General features: G+C 60.6%; 22 protein-coding genes. 18 read left to right on the top strand and 4 right to left on the bottom strand.

Features of this window, described 5'->3' with window-relative positions; translation table 11 throughout:
- The first annotated feature begins 70 nt into the window (after window positions 1-70).
- The 7 genes from fabF to ptsG all read left to right on the top strand — a co-directional run bounded on the left by fabF (window position 71) and on the right by ptsG (window position 7,502).
- A complete protein-coding gene (fabF, locus tag ACJ8PE_RS19205) occupies window positions 71-1,312 on the top strand; it encodes a beta-ketoacyl-ACP synthase II (protein WP_033642685.1) in 1,242 nt (413 codons plus the stop codon).
- A gap of 145 nt (window positions 1,313-1,457) precedes the next feature.
- Window positions 1,458-2,255: an aminodeoxychorismate lyase gene (gene pabC / locus ACJ8PE_RS19210; protein WP_033642686.1), complete on the top strand. Its 798-nt coding sequence runs from the start codon at window positions 1,458-1,460 to the stop codon at window positions 2,253-2,255.
- A 13-nt stretch (window positions 2,256-2,268) separates the two neighbouring features.
- The gene (gene mltG / locus ACJ8PE_RS19215; protein ID WP_089196922.1) at window positions 2,269-3,294 is read left to right on the top strand and encodes an endolytic transglycosylase MltG; all 1,026 of its coding nucleotides are present in this window, start codon (window positions 2,269-2,271) and stop codon (window positions 3,292-3,294) included.
- Window positions 3,284-3,922, top strand: coding sequence for a dTMP kinase (gene tmk / locus ACJ8PE_RS19220; protein WP_033642688.1), 639 nt, complete (start codon window positions 3,284-3,286; stop codon window positions 3,920-3,922). Before mltG ends, tmk begins: the two co-directional genes overlap by 11 nt.
- Entirely contained in the window at window positions 3,922-4,929 is a 1,008-nt protein-coding gene (holB, locus tag ACJ8PE_RS19225) for a DNA polymerase III subunit delta' (protein WP_197761077.1), read from the top strand. The genes tmk and holB overlap by 1 nt, the downstream gene beginning before the upstream one ends.
- Window positions 4,930-4,948: 19 nt before the next feature.
- Window positions 4,949-5,725, top strand: a complete 777-nt coding sequence (locus ACJ8PE_RS19230) for a metal-dependent hydrolase (RefSeq protein ID WP_033642690.1) — start codon at window positions 4,949-4,951, stop codon at window positions 5,723-5,725.
- A 343-nt stretch (window positions 5,726-6,068) separates the two neighbouring features.
- A complete protein-coding gene (gene ptsG, locus ACJ8PE_RS19235; RefSeq protein WP_016928184.1) occupies window positions 6,069-7,502 on the top strand; it encodes a PTS glucose transporter subunit IIBC in 1,434 nt (477 codons plus the stop codon).
- A gap of 56 nt (window positions 7,503-7,558) precedes the next feature.
- On the opposite strand, the gene ACJ8PE_RS19240 is transcribed toward ptsG, so the two are convergent.
- Entirely contained in the window at window positions 7,559-7,924 is a 366-nt protein-coding gene (locus ACJ8PE_RS19240; protein ID WP_197754441.1) for a DUF4180 domain-containing protein, read from the bottom strand.
- A gap of 14 nt (window positions 7,925-7,938) precedes the next feature.
- Window positions 7,939-8,409, bottom strand: coding sequence for a manganese-binding transcriptional regulator MntR (mntR, locus tag ACJ8PE_RS19245; protein ID WP_016928182.1), 471 nt, complete (start codon window positions 8,407-8,409; stop codon window positions 7,939-7,941).
- A gap of 230 nt (window positions 8,410-8,639) precedes the next feature.
- Between mntR and ACJ8PE_RS19250 the strand changes: the two genes are divergently transcribed.
- A complete protein-coding gene (locus ACJ8PE_RS19250) occupies window positions 8,640-9,944 on the top strand; it encodes an Nramp family divalent metal transporter (protein ID WP_033642695.1) in 1,305 nt (434 codons plus the stop codon).
- 37 nt (window positions 9,945-9,981) lie between these two features.
- Here ACJ8PE_RS19250 and ACJ8PE_RS19255 read toward each other — a convergent pair whose 3' ends face one another.
- A complete protein-coding gene (locus tag ACJ8PE_RS19255; protein WP_197792813.1) occupies window positions 9,982-10,731 on the bottom strand; it encodes an SDR family oxidoreductase in 750 nt (249 codons plus the stop codon).
- A gap of 99 nt (window positions 10,732-10,830) precedes the next feature.
- Between ACJ8PE_RS19255 and ACJ8PE_RS19260 the strand changes: the two genes are divergently transcribed.
- Window positions 10,831-11,208 (top strand): winged helix-turn-helix transcriptional regulator, encoded by a 378-nt coding sequence (locus tag ACJ8PE_RS19260; protein WP_080273385.1) that lies wholly within the window; start codon window positions 10,831-10,833, stop codon window positions 11,206-11,208.
- Here ACJ8PE_RS19260 and ACJ8PE_RS19265 read toward each other — a convergent pair.
- Window positions 11,205-12,110: a transporter substrate-binding domain-containing protein gene (locus tag ACJ8PE_RS19265; RefSeq protein WP_197792815.1), complete on the bottom strand. Its 906-nt coding sequence runs from the start codon at window positions 12,108-12,110 to the stop codon at window positions 11,205-11,207. The two genes, ACJ8PE_RS19260 and ACJ8PE_RS19265, sit on opposite strands and share 4 nt — an antisense overlap.
- A gap of 221 nt (window positions 12,111-12,331) precedes the next feature.
- On the opposite strand from ACJ8PE_RS19265, the gene hinT reads away from it, so the two are divergent.
- The 9 genes from hinT to ACJ8PE_RS19310 all read left to right on the top strand — a co-directional run bounded on the left by hinT (window position 12,332) and on the right by ACJ8PE_RS19310 (window position 19,501).
- Complete coding sequence (gene hinT / locus ACJ8PE_RS19270; RefSeq protein WP_004928776.1) at window positions 12,332-12,682, top strand: purine nucleoside phosphoramidase; 351 nt, start codon at window positions 12,332-12,334, stop codon at window positions 12,680-12,682.
- 11 nt (window positions 12,683-12,693) lie between these two features.
- A complete protein-coding gene (locus ACJ8PE_RS19275) occupies window positions 12,694-13,083 on the top strand; it encodes a YcfL family protein (protein ID WP_025302428.1) in 390 nt (129 codons plus the stop codon).
- Between the two features lie 26 nt (window positions 13,084-13,109).
- Window positions 13,110-13,700, top strand: a complete 591-nt coding sequence (gene lpoB / locus ACJ8PE_RS19280) for a penicillin-binding protein activator LpoB (protein ID WP_044031470.1) — start codon at window positions 13,110-13,112, stop codon at window positions 13,698-13,700.
- A complete protein-coding gene (thiK, locus tag ACJ8PE_RS19285) occupies window positions 13,681-14,547 on the top strand; it encodes a thiamine kinase (protein WP_197792817.1) in 867 nt (288 codons plus the stop codon). Before lpoB ends, thiK begins: the two co-directional genes overlap by 20 nt.
- A gap of 37 nt (window positions 14,548-14,584) precedes the next feature.
- Entirely contained in the window at window positions 14,585-15,604 is a 1,020-nt protein-coding gene (gene nagZ, locus ACJ8PE_RS19290; RefSeq protein WP_404768968.1) for a beta-N-acetylhexosaminidase, read from the top strand.
- A 79-nt stretch (window positions 15,605-15,683) separates the two neighbouring features.
- Window positions 15,684-16,226, top strand: coding sequence for an alpha/beta hydrolase YcfP (gene ycfP, locus ACJ8PE_RS19295; protein ID WP_015377468.1), 543 nt, complete (start codon window positions 15,684-15,686; stop codon window positions 16,224-16,226).
- A 332-nt stretch (window positions 16,227-16,558) separates the two neighbouring features.
- Complete coding sequence (locus ACJ8PE_RS19300) at window positions 16,559-17,863, top strand: NAD(P)/FAD-dependent oxidoreductase (RefSeq protein WP_004928794.1); 1,305 nt, start codon at window positions 16,559-16,561, stop codon at window positions 17,861-17,863.
- A gap of 356 nt (window positions 17,864-18,219) precedes the next feature.
- Entirely contained in the window at window positions 18,220-18,756 is a 537-nt protein-coding gene (locus tag ACJ8PE_RS19305; RefSeq protein ID WP_004928798.1) for a glycine zipper 2TM domain-containing protein, read from the top strand.
- Between the two features lie 265 nt (window positions 18,757-19,021).
- Window positions 19,022-19,501 (top strand): RrF2 family transcriptional regulator, encoded by a 480-nt coding sequence (locus ACJ8PE_RS19310; protein ID WP_033642703.1) that lies wholly within the window; start codon window positions 19,022-19,024, stop codon window positions 19,499-19,501.
- The last annotated feature ends 53 nt before the right edge of the window (window positions 19,502-19,554 follow it).

Consider the following 19,554-nt stretch of genomic DNA (forward strand, 5'->3'; position numbering starts at 1 on the left):
AGGCGGTCGTTCGACCGCCTAAGTTTTTTCTATCCCTAGTGTCATATTTTTCCCTCCCTGGAGGACAAACGTGTCTAAGCGTCGAGTAGTTGTGACCGGACTGGGCATGTTGTCTCCTGTCGGCAATACGGTAGAGTCCACGTGGAACGCTCTTCTTGCCGGTCAGAGTGGCATCAGCCTGATCGACCATTTCGATACCACTGCCTATGCGACCAAGTTTGCTGGCCTGGTAAAGAATTTTAATTCTGAGGATTTCATCTCTCGCAAAGATGCGCGCAAGATGGACGCCTTTATCCAGTACGGTATCGCTGCCGGCATGCAAGCCATGCAGGATGCAGGTCTGGACATCACCGAGGCTAACGCCAGCCGCATTGGAGCCGCGATCGGTTCCGGCATCGGCGGCCTGGGTTTGATTGAAGAAAACCACAGTTCACTGGTTAACGGTGGCCCACGGAAAATCAGTCCGTTCTTCGTGCCTTCCACCATTGTGAATATGATTGCAGGTCACCTGACAATCATGTATGGCATGCGTGGCCCAAGCATTTCCATCGCCACCGCCTGTACTTCAGGTGTACACAACATCGGCCATGCCGCGCGTATCATTGCTTACAATGATGCGGACGTGATGCTGGCCGGTGGGGCAGAGAAAGCCAGCACCCCATTGGGCGTCGGCGGCTTTGGCGCAGCGCGCGCCCTGTCCACCCGTAATGACAACCCGCAGGCGGCGAGCCGTCCGTGGGATAAAGACCGCGACGGCTTCGTGCTGGGCGACGGCGCCGGCATGATGGTGCTGGAAGAGTACGAACACGCGAAAAAACGCGGCGCGAAAATCTACGCCGAAGTGGTTGGCTTTGGGATGAGCAGCGATGCTTATCACATGACGTCACCACCGGAAAACGGCGCTGGCGCTGCGTTGGCGATGGAAAATGCCCTGCTTGACGCCGGTGTGACCCCGTCACAAATCGGTTACATCAACGCACACGGCACCTCTACGCCGGCGGGCGACCAGGCGGAAGCGCAGGCGGTGAAATCTGTGTTCGGCGCTGATGCCCAGCGCGTGCTGGTGAGCTCGACCAAATCGATGACCGGCCACCTGTTGGGTGCGGCGGGCGCGATCGAGTCCATCTTTACCGTGCTGGCGCTGCGCGATCAGGCGGTACCGCCGACCATCAACCTGGATAACCCGGATGAAGGTTGCGATCTGGACTTCGTGCCTCACGAAGCGCGCCAGGTCAGCGATATGGAGTACACCCTGTGTAACTCCTTCGGCTTCGGCGGCACCAACGGCTCGCTGATCTTCCGCCGAGTGTAACTCGCGCGATTGTTCGCTGATGAAAAGCCCGGTTTTTTAACCGGGCTTTTTTACGCCTGGCGTCCGGCCGTCAGCAGGGCTGCGTATTGCCTCGCCGCCTGCTATTCTGCGGACGTAATGAAATTACCCGGCAACAGGAGGAAGCATGTACTGGATTAACGGACAACGCCACGATGCGCTGGCGCCGAGCGATCGTGGTCTGCAGTTCGGCGACGGCTGCTTTACTACCGCCCGGGTTATCGACGGTAAAATCGAGCTGCTGCCCTGGCATCTGGAGCGGCTGCAGCAGGCGGCCCAACGGCTGATGCTGCCCGCCACCGATTGGCCGGCTTTCGAGCGCGAGATGGCGCAGGCGGCAGAATCAATTTCGCTCGGCGTGGTCAAAGCGATACTGACGCGCGGCAGCGGTGGACGAGGCTACAGCCCGACGGGGTGCGAAAACCCGACGCGCATCGTCGCCCGCAGCAGCTACCCTGCGCACTATTTGCAGTGGCGCGAGCAGGGCATCACGCTTGCGCTCAGCCCGGTGGCGCTGGCGCGCAATCCGCTGCTGGCGGGGTTGAAGCATTTGAACCGCCTGGAGCAGGTGCTGATCCGCGCGCATCTTGACCAGACGGCCGCCGACGAGGCGCTGGTGCTTGACACTGCCGGTATGCTGGTGGAATGCTGTGCGGCTAATTTGTTCTGGCGTAAGGGAAAAGCGGTGTTTACCCCGGACCTGAGCCAGGCGGGCGTCGCGGGCCTGATGCGGCGACGGGTGATCGCGCTGCTGGCGGGATCGGAATACCGTCTGCACTGCGTCAGCGAGCCGCTGGAGACGCTGGCCGATGCCGACGAAGTCCTGGTGAGCAACGCGCTGATGCCGCTGCTGCCGGTAAACGTTGCTCAATCATGGCGTTATCATTCGCGCCAGCTGTATGATTTTTTGCGTCCACACTGTTAACCATGGCTGATTGATGAAGAAAAGAAAGCTGAAGGTCCTGTCTGTTATTGTTGTTCTGGCATTGGCGCTGCTGTTTTGGGGCTACCAGAAGATCGAACGCTTTGCCGATACGCCGCTGGCTATCCAGCAAGAGACTATCTTCAAACTGCCTGCCGGCACCGGCCGGGTGGCGCTGGAAGGGTTACTGGTGCGCGATAAACTGGTGCGCAGCGGCCGCTGGTTCCAGTGGCTGCTGAAACTGGAACCGGAGCTGGCGGAGTTCAAGGCCGGAACCTACCGGTTCACGCCGGGCATGACGGTGCGCCAGATGCTGAAACTGTTGGCCAGCGGTAAAGAGGCGCAGTTCACCGCGCGCTTTATCGAAGGCTCACGCCTGCGTGACTGGCAGCAGGTGCTCCAGCAGTCCAAATACCTGAAACACACTCTGGCGGGCAAAAGCGACGCGGAGATCGCCGCCGCGCTCGGCATTGCTGCAGGAGAAACCCCGGAAGGGCGGCTGTACCCGGATACCTACCAGTATACCGCCGGCATGAGCGACATCGCGCTGCTCAAACGTGCCCACGTCCGCATGAACAAAGCGCTGCAGGCCGCCTGGGACGGCCGCGACACCAGTCTGCCGTACAAAACGCCGGAAGAGCTGCTGACCATGGCATCGATCGTCGAGAAAGAGACCGCCGTGCCGGAAGAGCGCAGCAAGGTGGCGTCGGTGTTCGTCAACCGTTTGCGTCTCGGCATGCGTCTGCAGACCGATCCGACGGTGATCTACGGCATGGGCGAGAGCTATAATGGCAACATCACGCGCAAGGATCTGGAGACGCCGACGCCTTACAACACCTATGTGATCGCCGGCCTGCCGCCAACGCCGATCGCCATGCCGGGTGAGGCCTCGTTGCAGGCGGCCGCCAATCCGGCTAAAACGCCTTATCTCTATTTTGTCGCCGACGGCAAGGGTGGGCATACCTTCACCACCAATCTGGCGAGCCATAACCAGGCTGTGCGCGTGTACCGTCAGGCGTTAAAGGAAAAGAATGAAAAGTAAATTCGTTGTAATCGAAGGGCTGGAAGGCGCGGGCAAAACCACCGCGCGCGACACGGTAGTCAATGTGCTGCGTGAGCATGGCATCAACGACATCGTCTTCACCCGTGAACCCGGCGGCACGCCGTTGGCGGAGAAGCTGCGCGACCTGTTCAAGCGCGGCATCGACGGCGAATTGCCGACCATCAAGGCCGAAGTCTTGATGCTGTACGCTGCGCGCGTGCAGTTGGTGGAAACCGTGATCAAACCCGCCCTGGCGCGCGGCGCCTGGGTGGTGGGCGATCGCCACGATCTCTCTTCACAAGCCTATCAGGGTGGCGGCCGTGGCGTGGATCCGCAGCTGATGACCTCGCTGCGCGACACCGTGCTGGGAGATTTTCACCCGGATCTGACGGTCTATCTCGATCTGCCTCCGCTGGTCGGCCTGCAACGCGCACAGGCGCGCGGTCAGTTGGATCGCATCGAGCAGGAGGCGCTGCCGTTCTTCGAACGCACCCGCGCTCGCTATCTCGAACTGGCGGCGCAGGACGAAACGATCGTCACCGTCGACGCCGCCCAGCCGCTGGAGCAGGTGACTGCGGCGATCCGCGACTGCGTCAGCCACTGGCTGCGGCAGCAGGAAGGCGCATAATGAACTGGTACCCGTGGCTGAATGGCCCTTATCGCCAGCTGATTGGGCAGTACGCCGACGGCCGGGGCCATCATGCGCTGCTGCTGCATGCGGCGGCGGGCAATGGCGACGATGCGTTGGCCTACGGCCTGAGCCGTTGGTTGATCTGCCAACAGCGCAACGGGGAAAAAAGCTGCGGCGAGTGCCACAGCTGCCGGTTGATGCTGGCGGGCAATCACCCGGATTATCACGTGTTGGCGCCGGAAAAGGGCAAGAGCAGCCTGGGCATCGAACCCATCCGCCAGGTGATTGAAACGCTGTATGCCCACGCGCAACAGGGCGGCGCCAAGGTGATTTGGCTGCCGCAGGCGGAACAGCTGACCGAGGCGGCGGCCAACGCACTGTTGAAAACGCTGGAGGAGCCGCCGGAGAAAACCTATTTTCTGCTGGGTTGCCGTGAGCCGTCGCAGCTGATGGCGACGCTGCGCAGCCGCTGCCTGTACTGGCATTTGGCCAGCCCGGATGAGCAGCTCAGCCTGCAGTGGTTGGGCCGGCAGGCGGCGGGCTCTCAGACAGACCGAGTCACGGCGCTGCGCCTGCATGACGGCGCACCCCTGGCCGCCGAGCAGCTGTTGCAACCGCAGCAGTGGCAACAGCGCGGCGCCCTGTGCGCCGCATTGAGCGCCGCGCTCCCGCAACGCGATATGCTGTCGCTGTTGCCGGTGCTAAACCATGAAGACGTTGCCGAACGCCTGCATTGGCTGTGCGCGTTATTGGTGGACGCAATGAAGTGGCAACAGGGCGCGCATCACTATGTATTGAATCAGGATCAGCAGCCGCTGGTGCATCAGCTGGCCAGCCTGCTGAGCAGCGCCTCGCTGCAACAGATTGTGCAGCAGTGGCTGAACTGCCGTCACCAGCTGCTCAGCGTGGTGGGCATCAACCGCGAGCTGCTGCTGACCGAACAGTTACTTCGCTGGGAACAGATGCTTGGCGCCGCCGGCTATTCCCAACCTCATTCGCTGTAAAGTAAAAGAGTTAAAAATTATGTTGTTAGTCGATTCTCATTGCCACCTTGACGGCCTGGATTACCAAACGCTGCACCAGAATGTGGACGACGCGCTGGCCAAGGCCAAGGCGCGCGACGTCGGCTATGTGCTGGCGGTCGCCACCACGTTGCCGGGTTACCGTTCCATGACCGAACTGATCGGCGAGCGCAACGATGTGGCTTTCTCCTGCGGGGTGCATCCGCTTAATCTGGAAGAGGGCTATGATTACGCCGAGCTGCGTCGCCTGGCGGCGGCGGAGCGGGTAGTGGCGCTGGGAGAGACCGGGCTCGATTACTTCTACCAGAAAGACAACCTTGAGCTGCAGCAGGACTCTTTCCGCGAACATATCCGCATTGGCCGTGATCTGAACAAGCCGGTGATCGTCCACACCCGCGAGGCGCGCGCGGACACGCTGGCGATCCTGCGTGAAGAGAACGCGCAAGACTGCGGCGGCGTGCTGCACTGCTTCACCGAAGATCTGGCCACGGCCGAAGCCTTACTGGATCTGGGCTTCTACATCTCCTTCTCCGGCATCGTCACCTTCCGCAATGCCGAACAGCTGCGCGAAGTGGCACGCTACGTGCCGCTGGATCGCATGCTGGTGGAAACCGACTCGCCTTATCTGGCGCCGGTGCCGCATCGCGGCAAAGAAAACCAACCCGCCTATGTGCGTGATGTGGCTGAATACATGGCGGTATTGAAGGGCGTCAGCCTGGAACAGCTGGCCGAAGCGACCACCGCCAACTTTTCACGCTTATTTCATCTCGAACTGTGATCTTTGACCTAGGCTATAGCGGTAGGTCATTGTCTGCGTAATTTTTTTTAAGCTCGTAATTAATCACTGAAACGGGTAAGGTTCGCTCCCGTTTCAGGGTGATTGGCGCGCGTTTTTTGCTCTGTTTTGCCAAAAAAACGCCGGTTTATGCAAAGTTGCCGCGGCTCGATCATCGAAACGTGATTGTCATCAAACATTGCGCAGGCTATTTATTTTACTCTGCGTAATAAATTCAAGGGGTGCTCAGACACCCTGAATTGCAGGGGTTTTTCTCCCCCCCTTGCAGCGCGACCAATCGCGACAAGAAGTAGCAAAGCATTATTACTCAGGAGCACACTCAACTATGTTCAAGAACGCATTTGCAAACCTGCAAAAAGTAGGTAAATCGCTAATGCTGCCGGTGTCCGTGTTGCCTATCGCAGGTATCCTGCTGGGCGTCGGTTCCGCCAACTTTAGCTGGCTACCTGCGGTAGTCTCCCACGTGATGGCGGAAGCGGGCGGTTCGGTCTTCGCCAACATGCCGCTGATTTTCGCCATCGGCGTCGCCTTGGGCTTCACCAACAACGACGGCGTTTCCGCGCTGGCGGCAGTGGTGGCTTACGGCATCATGGTGAAAACCATGGCGGTGGTTGCGCCGCTGGTGCTGCACTTGCCGGCTGAAGAAATTGCGGCCAAACACCTGGCGGATACCGGTGTGCTCGGGGGGATTATCTCCGGCGCCATCGCGGCCTATATGTTTAACCGCTTTTTCCGCATTCAACTGCCGGAATACCTGGGCTTCTTTGCCGGTAAGCGTTTCGTGCCGATCATTTCCGGTCTGGCGGCGATCGTTCTGGGCGTAGTGCTGTCCTTCATCTGGCCGCCGATCGGTACGGCTATCCAGACCTTCTCGCAGTGGGCGGCTTATCAGAACCCGGTCGTGGCCTTCGGCATCTACGGCGTGGTTGAGCGTGCACTGGTGCCGTTCGGTCTGCACCACATCTGGAACGTCCCGTTCCAAATGCAAATTGGCGAGTTCACCAACGCGGCGGGCCAGGTATTCCACGGTGATATCCCTCGCTATATGGCGGGCGACCCGACCGCGGGCAAACTGTCCGGCGGCTTCCTGTTCAAAATGTACGGTCTGCCTGCTGCGGCCATCGCCATCTGGCACTCGGCCAAGCCGGAAAACCGCGCGAAAGTCGGCGGCATCATGATCTCCGCCGCGCTGACCTCGTTCCTGACCGGTATCACCGAGCCGATCGAGTTCTCCTTCATGTTCGTCGCGCCGATTCTGTACGTGATCCACGCTATCCTGGCCGGCCTGGCGTTCCCAATCTGCATCCTGTTGGGCATGCGTGACGGCACCAGCTTCTCGCACGGCCTGATCGACTTTATCGTACTGAGCGGCAACAGCAGCAAAATCTGGCTGTTCCCAATCGTCGGTATCGTCTACGGTCTGGTGTACTACACCATCTTCCGCGTGCTGATCGCCAAGCTGGATCTGAAAACGCCGGGCCGTGAAGACACCGCTGCCGAGCAGACTGCGCAGGGCGGTTCCGAAATGTCCGCAGCGCTGGTTCAGGCCTTCGGCGGTAAAGAAAACATCACTAACCTGGATGCTTGCATCACCCGTCTGCGCGTCAGCGTGGCCGACGTGTCCAAAGTCGACCAGGCGGGCCTGAAGAAACTGGGCGCAGCCGGCGTAGTCGTCGCTGGCTCCGGCGTGCAGGCCATCTTCGGCACCAAGTCCGACAACCTGAAAACCGATATGGACGAATACATCCGTAATCACTGATTCAGGCAGGGGAGTTATCAAGGGAGGCGAAAGCCTCCCTTTTTTGTTGCCTGTCGTCAGGCGCTAAGGCGCTGTTCGAGTTCGGCGAGAGAAGGAAGGAACCAGACCTGTTCGCCGCGGTTGGCTTCGCGAACGAAATCTTGCAGCGCGTTGCTTTTCGCCAGCCATGGGGTGATATCGCCTAGCAGCGCCACGCGCAGCCGGTAGTTGATGAATTTCTGCAATACGGCGCCGGCAATGCCGCTTCTGAGCTGGAAAAAGGTGGCGTCGAGGCGGTTGACGGGGAGGGCAATCATCCCGGCCTCGTGTTCAAAGGCGGGCGCGATAAACAGGCTGACGTCGTTTTCGCCTTTCAACATCGGCCCGGCTTCGGCGAAAACCACCAGGCGCAGATCGTGGACTTGCTGCACGGCGTAGCTCATCGGCGCTCCGGGAATCAGGGTTTGGCATGTTTTTGCAGGTAATGCTCGAACACCGCCAGCGTTTCGTCCGAGATATGGTGTTCAATCCCTTCGCTGTCCAGCTCGGCGGTTTCGCTCGGCACCCCGAGGCACATCAGCAGATCGACCACGATGCGGTGACGGCGGCGCACCTTCTGCGCCAGCTGCTCGCCTTCCTCGGTTAAAAACACCCCGCGATAAGGGCGCGACTCCACCAGCCCGGCGCTTTTGAGCCGCGCGATATTTTTGATCGCCGTCGGGTGAGAGACGCCGAAGCGGCGCGCGATATCGGTGGTTCTGGCTTCGCGGGTGCTTTGCAGCAAATCGGCGATCAGCTCAACGTAATCTTCGATCAGCGCATTGGACTGCGCTTCGCGGGCGCGGCTAAAACGCAGGGCGTGCTCGGCCTCGTCCGGCATGTCGGTCTGGGCGTGGCGGTCGGCGTTATCTGGCGCGCGGGTAACCATAGCGTGGGGCGTCCTGTAAGCATAAAAATGGCGTCTCCCGGCAATGCGGGGAGGGTTGCCCTAAGTTAGTCCAAATAGCACACATTATCAATTCGATGCCATGCATTGTGGTAGTTAGAAATATCTCTACACAAAGCCCATTAATTTCGCCTGTTGCATAAAGTGTAGCCGATGCTACATTGTCAGCATGATCGGTGGAAAAATAACCAGCAAAAGATTAAGGGTACTTCATGCGAGACGCGGCAACCCCCTCATCGTTAACCGAACGGACCAACATCGCGATTGGCGCCGCCCTTGCCGGGCGCAAGCGCGGCGCCTTTACGCCACTGCTGTTCGCCGGTCCGGCGGTGATTGCCTCTATTGCCTATATGGACCCCGGTAACTTTGCCACCAACATCCAGGCCGGGGCGAAATACGGCTACAGCCTGCTGTGGGTGGTGGTGATGGCCAACCTGATCGCCATGCTGTTCCAGGCGCTGTCGGCCAAGCTCGGCATCGTCACCAACCGCAATCTGGCGGAGATGTGCCGCGACCAGTTTTCACGGCCGGTGGTGATCGGCATGTGGCTGCTCAGCGAAGTGGCGGCGATGGCCACCGATCTGGCGGAGTTTCTCGGCGGGGCGATCGCGCTGGCGCTGCTGTTCCATATGCCGCTGCTGGCGGGCATGGGGGTGACGGCGGTGATCACCTATGCGCTGCTGATGGTGGAGAAAAAAGGTTTTCGTCCGGTTGAGCTGATGATCGGCGGCCTGGTGGGCATCATCGCGCTGTGCTACCTGGTGGAAATGTTCATCGTGCCGGTGGATTGGCAGGCGGCCGGCATCGGTATGGTGACGCCGCAGTTGCCGGATGCCCAAGCGCTGACCATCGCCGTCGGCATTATCGGCGCCACCGTGATGCCGCACGCCATTTTCTTGCATTCGGGGCTGACCCAGCACCGCAGCCCGGCCAGCGACAACGGCGAGCGGCGCAAGCTGCTGCGTTTTTCCAATATTGAAGTGGTGATCGCGCTGGCGCTGGCCGGGCTGGTGAATATTGCGATGGTGATCATGGCCTCGAGCGCCTTCCACGCCGGTAACAGCGACGTGGCCGAAATTGGCACCGCCTACCATACGCTGACGCCGCTGTTCGGCGCGGCGGCGGCCGGCATCTTCCTGGCTTCGCTGATCGCCTCCGGCATTTCCAGCTCGGTGGTGGGTACCATGGCCGGACAAATGATCATGCAGGGGTTCGTCGGTTTCCGTATCCCGGTGTGGGTGCGCCGTCTGGTCACCATGGTGCCGGCGTTCATCGTGGTGGCGATGGGCGTCAACGCCACCGACGCGCTGGTCTACAGCCAGGTGGTGCTGAGCCTGGCGCTGCCGGCGCCGATGATTGCGCTGGTAATGTTCACCCGTCGCCGCGACATCATGGGCGAATTCGCCAACGGTCGCTGGACCAGCCTGGCTGCGGTGGTCGGCACGGTGGTGATTGTGCTGCTCAACGTGGTGTTGCTGCTGCAGACTTTCGGCGTCGATATCCCTGGACTGGGGTGATCTTGCGGGCCGCGCAGGGCGCGGCCGCGTCGCCAAATTATAAATTCCCCACGCCGCCGTCCATCTGCAGCTCCGCGCCGACCATAAAGGCCGACTCATCCGCCGCCAGAAACACCGCCGCTTTGGCCAGCTCCAACGCGCTGCCCATGCGGCCGATCGGCACCAGCGCGCGGATATCGTCGCGCAAGGCCCGCTCATCCGCTTCCGCCAGCCCCAGCTTACCCAGCGCCGGGGTTTCGGTCGGGCCGGGGCTGAGGCCGTTGACGCGAATGTCGCGCGCGTGCAGCTCGCCGGAGAGCGTTCTGGCCAAAGACAACAAACCGGCTTTGCTGGCGGCGTAGGCGCTGCTCTGCGGCAGGCCGATATGGGCGCTGACCGAACCGCACAGGATCACTGAAGAAGGGTTGGCCAGCAGCGGCAGCAGCGCCTGGATCAGAAAGAACGGCCCCTTCAGGTTGATGTCCATCAGCCGCTGGTAGCTCTGCTCATCCCACTCCTGCAGCGGGCGATGCGTGACGTCGCCGGCGTTAACGTACAGCACGTCCAGCCGCGGCCACCGTTGCTCCAACTGCTGCGCCAGCGCGCGCTGCTGTGGGATGTCGCCGGCGTCGCTCAGCAGCAGCAGCGCGTTGCCTGCCAATGCCTGGCCCGCCGCGTCCAGGGCGCGTTGGCTGCGGCCGGTGATCGCCACCGTTGCGCCCTCGGCGATGAATTGGCGGGCGGTTTCCAGCCCGATGCCGCTGGTGCCGCCGGTAATCAATGCGTATTTGCCTTGCAGTCGTGACATAACCGATTCCTCTTTAGCGTCTGTTGCGGCATTATTTGCGCTATAGTTCCTTTTGCATAGTAGGAACCTTTTGGATACTAAAGGGCGAGGTGGGATGAAATGACGACGCAAGCGCCCTTAACGGCGGAAAATAATTTGTCGGCGCTGCCGACGGCGGGCGAACCCTGCCCGATGGTGGACTTCGTCAATCTGGTGTCGGGCAAATGGGCGATACCCATCCTGTATCGGCTGATCATAATCGATGGCCCGGTGCGATTCAGCGAGCTGCAGCGGGCGGTGGCACCCATCGCGCAAAAAGAGCTGACGCGCCAGCTGCGGCTGTTCGAGCAGCGTGGTCTGGTGACGCGGCAGGTGTATCCCGAAGTGCCGCCGCGGGTGGAGTATCAGGTCACCGCGCTAGGCAAATCGCTGCGGCCGACGCTGGACTCGCTGGCCGAGTGGATGCGTCGGCATGCTCCGCAGCTGATCGGCGGTTAGTCGCCGATGCCCGGCGGGTTGATGGTTGAACGCTCGACCTTTTCATCGCCTTCGCCCCAGCGTTCCAGCACCTGCGCGTATTCGCCGCTGACGATCGCGCCATTGATCGCGGCGTTGACGGCGTTCACCAACCCGTTGCCTTTTTTGGTGGTGACCGCGACGTAGGCCACGTTGGGGCCGATGCCGACCATTTTGGTTTTGCCGGTCAGCGCCGCCTTGTAGGCGCCGGTGGAGTGGGGGCCGAAGAACGCATCGGCGCGCCCGGACTGAATGCTGAGGTTGGTGGCGGCGTCGTCGGTCACGTAGATCGGCTGTACCGGCGGCAGCCCGGCGGCGCGATTCTGCTTATCCCATCCCAGCAGAATGTTTTCCTGATTGGTGCCGGATCCGACGATGATCCGCAGCCCGGCCACGTCCTGCGGGCGGTTGATCGAGGTGATGTGGCTGGTGGATTTGACGTAAAAGCCCAGCGTGTCCACCCGGTAGGTGGCGAAATCGAATTTGGTTTTACGCTGTTTGGTGACGGCGATATTGAAGATCGCCGCATCGTATTTGCCCGCGCTGATGCCCAAGGGCCAATCTTCCCAGGAGGTGGGCACCAGATTCAGCTCCAGCCCGAGGCTATCGGCCACCAGGCGGGCGATGTCCGGATCGCTGCCGATCAGCGTTTTATTGTCTTCGGCGAACAGCGCCAGCGGCGGGGAGTTCTCGAATGCTACCGCCACCGTCAGCTTGCCGGGCACCGCGAAGTGAAAGTTCGCCGGGATCAGCGCGATAGCGGCGGGGTTTTTCTCTGTGTGTATCGGCTCTCGGTTAGCCTGCAGGTCGATACCGCTCGTCGTGGCCGCCTGCACGGCGGCGCTCAGCAACAGCGCGCACAGCGCCGAAATTCTCGGTAACATAACGCCCTCTATCCTTTGTTAATCATGGGGTTACTATTGGCGGCGGCGCGAGGCAAGTAAAGCAACAATAGTGAATAACCAAAGTGAAAAGATGCACAAGCGGGGGGCCGGGCTGCGCGAATCTGCAGCACTCGACGTGGAAAGTGCGCAATCAGGTTGAAAGCAGTAGAATTTGTCACTCATACTGCGTACAGCTAATTGTGTAAAACAAGGAACGCCAGATGGCCGAAGAAACGATTTTCAGTAAAATTATCCGCCGCGAAATCCCTGCTGATGTGGTTTACCAGGATGAACTGGTCACCGCTTTCCGTGACATCTCCCCCCAGGCGCCCACCCATGTGCTGATCGTTCCCAACGTGCTGATCCCAACCGTCAACGACGTGACCGTTGAGCATGAGGCCGCGTTGGGCCGCATGATCACCGCCGCGGCAAAAATCGCCGAACAGGAAGGCATCGCCGAGGATGGCTACCGCCTGATCGTCAACTGCAACCGCCACGCCGGTCAGGAGGTCTATCATATTCATATGCACCTGGTCGGTGGCCGCTCGCTGGGGCCGCTGCTGTCACGTTAAGCGAGGAAATCATGCGCGGTAAAAAAACTCTGCGTTGTCTGATGGCGTTGGCGCTGCCCGCCGCGTTGCTGATGGGGTGCAGTTCGCCATCCGGCATCGCGGTTAACCGGGGGCAAACGGTGGTGATGGATCCTTCGGTGCTGACCGCCGGCATTTTTGCCGATACGCCCTCTGTCTCGAACGCTTCCGGGCGGGTGATGGCGACTTCGGTGCTCAATAACAGCCAACCGACGCCGGTCACCGTGCATTATCGTTTCTATTGGTACGACGCGCAGGGGCTGGATATTCGCCCCTTCGAGAAACCGCGTGAGATCGTCGTGGCGCCTAACTCGGACGCCAAAATCTACTCGATTAACGGTAATCTGGAAGCTAAAAGCGCGCGTCTGTATCTGTACCTGTAAGCGCTTGCCAGGTTTGGAGAAAAAGCATGAAAAAGTACGTCTTAGTGGCGCTGGCCGCATTCACCCTGAGCGGCTGTCTGTCGCGCCCGCCTGAGCCGGATCAGCCGTTGCCGCCGGTCACCGCCGAACCGGAACAGCCAACGCCGCCGGTCGAGCAGCCGCAGCCGCCAACCACCGAGCCGGTGCCGCAGCCGCCGAAAATCCAGCAGCTCGACTGGCTGGGCAGCGTTCAGCCGCTGGTGAATCAGATGCTGAAGGCCGATGGCGTCACGGCCGGCAGCGTACTGCTGCTGGACAGCGTCAAGAACAACACCAACGGTTCGCTGCAGATGGGCAAAGCCACCGCGGCGCTGTATAAGGCGCTGGCGTCGAACTCCACTTTCAGCGTGGTGCCGGAAGCGAAGCTGACGAGCGCCAGACAAACGCTGGGCCTGTCGGCGGATGACAGCTTCGGTTCGCGCAGCAAGGCGATTGGCCTGGCGCGCATCGTCGGCGCGCAGTACGTGTTGTACAGCGACGTCAGCGGCGACGTGAAGTCGCCGGCGTTGGATATGCAGCTGATGCTGGTGCAAACCGGAGAGATCGTCTGGTCGGGCAATGGCGCCGTTAAACGCTGAGGCCGCGCTGCGACAATTGATGGAAACCAGACTGCCGGCGGTGAATACCGCCGGTTGTCATTTCAGCCCGGTGCAGGGGCTGACCGGCGAGAGCTGGCGCATCGACGGATCGGGCATTACGCTGCTGGCGCGGCAAAACAGCGCGGAGAAACGCGCGCTGGGCGTGAGCAGACGGCGGGAAGCGCAGGTCTTGCGTCGCTGCGCGTCGGGGCTGGGGCCACGGGTTTTCGCGCAGAATAATCAGTGGCTTGTCCTCGAATGGCTCGAAGGTGACATCGTCACAGAAGCTGAGTTTGACATGCTGAATCAACGCGGCGGGCTGGCGGCGATGGCGACGACGCTGCATCGGCGGCCGCTCAGCGGTTACCGGCTGGATCTGCGGCGGCAGTTCCTCCGCTACTGGCAGCAGCTGGATACGCGGCGTTTAACCCCCGCCTGGCTGCGTTGGCAGCGTCATTTCTTACGCTGCGCGCCGCCGCGGCCATTACGCCTGGCGCCGCTGCACATGGACATCCACCCGGGCAATTTGCTCGCGACCGGCGAGGGGCTGCGGCTGATCGACTGGGAGTATGCCGCCGACGGCGATGTGGCGTTGGATATCGCCGCGCTGTTTCGCGGCAACCGCTGGGCGGCTGAGCCGCAGCAGCGCTTTTTGCAGCACTATGCGCGTCAGGGCTATCACGACGTCGCCCGGCTGCAGGCGCAGGTGCAGCGCTGGCTGCCGTGGGTGGATTATCTGATGCTGCTGTGGTTTGAAGTGCGCTGGCAGCAGAGCGGCGACGTTGAATTTTTGCGCTGGGGCGCGGCGCTGCGCCGGCAATTCTGTTTATCATCATCCGAATTCTGAACGAACAATATGAAGTGAGGTGCCCGTGGGCCCAGTAATGCTAGATGTCGCCGGCTACGAGCTGGATGCAGAAGAACGCGAGATTTTGAAACACCCGCTGGTTGGCGGATTGATCCTGTTTACCCGCAATTTCCACGATGCGGAGCAGCTGCGTGAGCTGGTGCGCCAGATCCGCGCCGCTTCGCACGATCGGCTGGTGGTGGCCGTGGATCAGGAGGGCGGACGCGTGCAGCGTTTCCGCGAAGGCTTCACCCGCTTGCCGGCGGCGCAATCGTTCGCCGCCTTGAACGATGCGCAAGAAGGCGGTCGCCTGGCGCAGGAGGCCGGCTGGCTGATGGCGGCGGAGATGATCGCGCAGGATATCGACATCAGCTTTGCGCCGGTGCTGGACATCGGCCATGCCAGCGCGGCGATTGGCGAGCGTTCGTTCCACAGCGATCCGCAGCAGGCGTTGGTGATGGCGGAGCGCTTTATCCTCGGCATGCACAGCGCCGGCATGAAAACCACCGGTAAGCACTTCCCGGGGCACGGCGCCGTCAGCGCAGATTCGCACAAGGAAACCCCGCGCGATCCGCGGCCGCTGGCGCAGATCCGCGAGCATGACATGGCGATCTTCCGCGAGCTGATCAATCGTCAATTGCTGGACGCCGTCATGCCGGCTCACGTCATCTATACTGAAGCGGACCCGCGTCCGGCCAGCGGCTCGCCGTACTGGCTGCAGCAGATCCTGCGTCAGGAACTGGGCTTCGACGGCGTGATTTTCTCCGACGATCTGTCGATGGAAGGCGCCGCCATCATGGGCAGCTATGCCGAACGCGGCCAGGCGGCGCTGGATGCCGGTTGCGATATGATCCTGGTGTGCAACCACCGCGCAGGCGCGGTCAGCGTGTTGGATAACCTGTCCCCGGTCAAAGCAGAGAAGGTGAAGCGGTTATATCATCGCGGTCAGTTCACCCGTCAGGAACTGCGCGACTCCGAGCGCTGGCAGCAGGCGCACAAGGCGCTCACCGCGCTGAGCGAACGCTGGGAGGAGCACAAGCAGCGTTCGCAAGGGTGAATCCAGGCGCCGCATCGCGGCGCAGAGCGGAAATGATGAGGGCCGCGCCCGCGGCCCTTGGCTTGTTGCGAGGATCCACATGATTATCTATTTGCACGGCTTCGATTCCACCAGCCCCGGCAATCATGAAAAGGTGTTACAGCTGCAGTTTATCGATCCGGATGTGCGCTTTATCAGCTACAGCACGCTGCACCCGCGTCACGACATGCAGCATCTGTTGAAAGAGGTGGACAAGGCGGTGCAGCAGGGCGGCGATGCGCACCCGTTGATCTGCGGGGTCGGCCTCGGCGGCTTCTGGGCGGAGCGCATCGGCTTCCTGTGCGGCATTCGCCAGGCGATGTTCAATCCCAACCTGTACCCGGAAGAGCACATGCACGGCAAGATAGACCGGCCGGAAGAGTATCGCGATATCGCCACCAAGTGCGTGGAGGATTTCCGCGAGAAAAACCGCGATCGCTGTCTGGTGGTGCTGTCGCGCCACGACGAGGTGCTGGATAACCGGCGCAGCGCCGAATTGCTGCATCACTACTACGAGATCGTGTGGGATGAACAGCAGACGCACAAGTTCAAAAACATCTCGCCGCATCTGCAGCGGCTCAAGGCGTTCAAGGCGCTGGGTTAACAGTTTCATAACGCTGCCGCGAGCCGCGCTCCCCGTTTTTCACCGACGGAAAGTGCGGCTTTTTTGTGCGCCAAAGCCAGATTTTGCGTGGCAATCGGCAAAATTTAAAACTGTGACTCAGCGCTAACTATTTGAATCGCAATCCCCAAAAAATGCCCTCGTCCAGCCTTTAACCAAAAAAAATTGATGTACGTCAATTTTGGTATGACCAAATAACCTCACATGCTATTCTGGCTGCAGAGAGCCGATTTATTTTACGCGAACCCTATGTATTCTAAGGATATTATTTATTTACCCTGGGATAACAAATGGTTCACATTTAGGGGGTTATTTTGACAACGCCAAAGAAGAAAATCGTTATTGTCGGCGGCGGCGCCGGTGGTCTGGAGCTGGCGACCAGCCTGGGCCATAAACTTGGCCGTAAGAACAAAGCCGAGATCACGCTGGTGGATCGCAACCACAGCCATTTGTGGAAACCGCTGTTGCACGAAGTGGCGACCGGCTCCCTCGATGACGGCGTGGATGCGCTCAGCTACCTGGCGCACGCGCGCAATCACCATTTCAGTTTCCAGCTGGGGTCGTTGACCAACATCAACCGCGAGACGCAAACGCTGCAGCTGGCGCAGATCTGCGACGAGCAGGGCGGCGAGCTGGTGCCGGCGCGTGAACTGCCGTACGACATCCTGGTGATGGCGCTGGGCAGCACCTCAAACGATTTCGGTACGCCGGGCGTGAAAGAGCACTGCATCTTCCTGGATAACCCGCATCAGGCACGTCGTTTCCACAACGAAATGCTTAACCTGTTCCTGAAGTTCTCGGCGCAGCCGGGGCAAAAAGAGCGGGTCAACATCGCCATCGTCGGCGGCGGCGCCACCGGCGTTGAACTGTCCGCCGAACTGCACAACGCGGTGAAACAGCTGCACAGTTACGGTTTTGAAGGCCTGGACAACAGCGCGCTCAACGTGACGCTGGTCGAAGCCGGCGAGCGCATTCTGCCGGCGCTGCCGCCGCGCATTTCCGCTGCGGCGCACCAGGAGCTGATCAAGTTGGGCGTGCGCGTGCTGACCAACACCATGGTGACCAGCGCGGACGCCAAAGGCCTGAATACCAAGGGCGGCGAGTTCATCGACGCCGATCTGATGGTATGGGCGGCAGGCATCAAAGCGCCGGACTTTATGAAGGACATCGGCGGCCTGGAAACCAACCGCATCAACCAGTTGGTGGTGGAGCCGACGCTGCAGACCACGCGCGATCCGAACATCTTCGCCATCGGCGACTGCGCCTCTTGCCCGAAAGAGGGCGGCGGTTTCGTGCCGCCGCGCGCCCAGTCGGCGCACCAGATGGCCTCACGCTGCGCCACCAATATCCTGGCGCTGATGAACGGTCAGACGCTGAAGCCTTACGTGTACAAAGACCACGGTTCGCTGGTGTCGCTGTCGCGCTTCAGCACCGTCGGCAGCCTGATGGGCAATCTGATGCGCGGCTCGATGATGGTGGAAGGGCGCATTGCGCGTTTCGTCTACATCTCGCTGTACCGCATGCACCAGGTGGCGCTGCACGGCTACATCAAAACCGGCCTGATGATGCTGGTGGGCGGCATTAACCGGGTGATCCGCCCGCGTCTGAAGATGCACTGATCCCGCCGTTGTCGATCAACCCGCGCCGGTTCGCCCGCGCGGGTTTTTTTATGGCGGGGCGAGGCTAACGGCGGCGGTTGCTTGATTCTTCAGCATAAGCTGTCGCCGACATGGGTAAAATTCTTAAGATTCCTCCTAAACAACGGCAAAACGGCCGTTTTCCCGCATTTTTGGTCCCCTTGTCTTATTGCGAGCCCTCAAATCATTGTGCAGACTTTACCTCGTTTACAGACGGCGCGTCGCGCACGCCGTAAACCGGGATACCGCAAGCCGCCCATGCGCAAAATAATAAGCGCGGTGCCATGCCGGTAACAGACCCGGAAAAAATGCGTGGTAACACTTTCAGGAGGTTTCCTGTGAACAAGTCAATGTTAGCCGGTGTTGGGATTGGCATCGCTGCCGCTCTGGGGATTGCCGCGGTAGCCAGCCTGGACGTCTTTTCTGCCGGTCCGCAATATGCGCAGGTGCTCGCCGCAACGCCGATTAAAGAAACCATCAAAACGCCGCGTCAGGAATGCCGCAACGTCACCGTCACGCACCGTGCACCGGTGCAGGATGAAAACCGCATCGCCGGTTCTGTGCTGGGCGCAGTGGCGGGCGGCGTGATCGGCCACCAGTTCGGCGGCGGTCGCGGACGCGACGTGGCGACCGTGGTGGGCGCTCTGGGCGGCGGCTACGCCGGTAACCAGGTGCAAGGGGCGATGCAGAATAACGACGTCACCACCAGCGTTCAGCAGCGTTGCAAAACGGTCTACGACAAGTCTCAGAAAATGCTGGGCTATGACGTGACCTACAAGATCGGCAATCAGCAGGGCAAGATCCGCATGGATCACGATCCGGGCACCCAAATCCCGTTGGACAAAAACGGCCAGCTGGTGCTGAACAGAGCCTGATCGACGCATTCGAATTAAACCCGCGGGCAGTGTTAGTTCTGATCGTTTAACTCGGTTAAGCGAGCGGCGTTAACATTGACGCGGGTTTCTGCTTTTTGTCTGCCCGCGAATTCGACGATCGTTCTAATGTCTGCGTGCGATATCACTGGGCAAAACTTCAAAAAAGCCCCCGCGTTTGTTATATTATTGTGCGATTAAGCGGTGTGTTCGGCGCTAATCGCCGCACCGGCCAAACCCGAGTATTTCGTCTCGCAGAGATAACGACATGTTAGATTTTCGCTTTCCGACAGCGTTGCAAATGGTCCTTAGCGTCGCCGTAGCTGAGAAGCAGGGCATGCGTTCGACGAGCGCCACGCTCGCCGCCACTCTGGAAGCTAACCCGAGCTTTATCCGCAAACTGATGGTGCCGCTGACCAAAGACGGCATCATCGTTTCCACCCTGGGCCGAAACGGCTCTATCCACCTTGGCCGCCCGGCGGAAGAGATTACCCTGCGGGATATCTACCTGGCGGTGATCGACGACAAGCGCATCTGGGCCTCACGCCCTGAAGTGCCGGCCCGTTGCCTGGTGAGCGCCAACGCCTGTTGGTATTTCAAATCGGTGGTGAACGAGGCCGAGCAGGCTTCGCTCGCGGTGCTGGCGCGCCACACCGTGGCTGACTCGCTGGCCGAACTGGAGCGGGGCGACAAGCGCGCCTGTGCGGAATACGCCGCCGCGCAAGAGGCCGAAACCGCCGATAAATAATCGCGGTTCTGATGCATAAAAAAAGGTCGGGCAATGCCCGACCTTTTTGCATG

Source organism: Serratia sp. CY74737, assembly GCF_052166775.1.
GTDB classification, from domain to species: domain Bacteria; phylum Pseudomonadota; class Gammaproteobacteria; order Enterobacterales; family Enterobacteriaceae; genus Serratia; species Serratia ureilytica.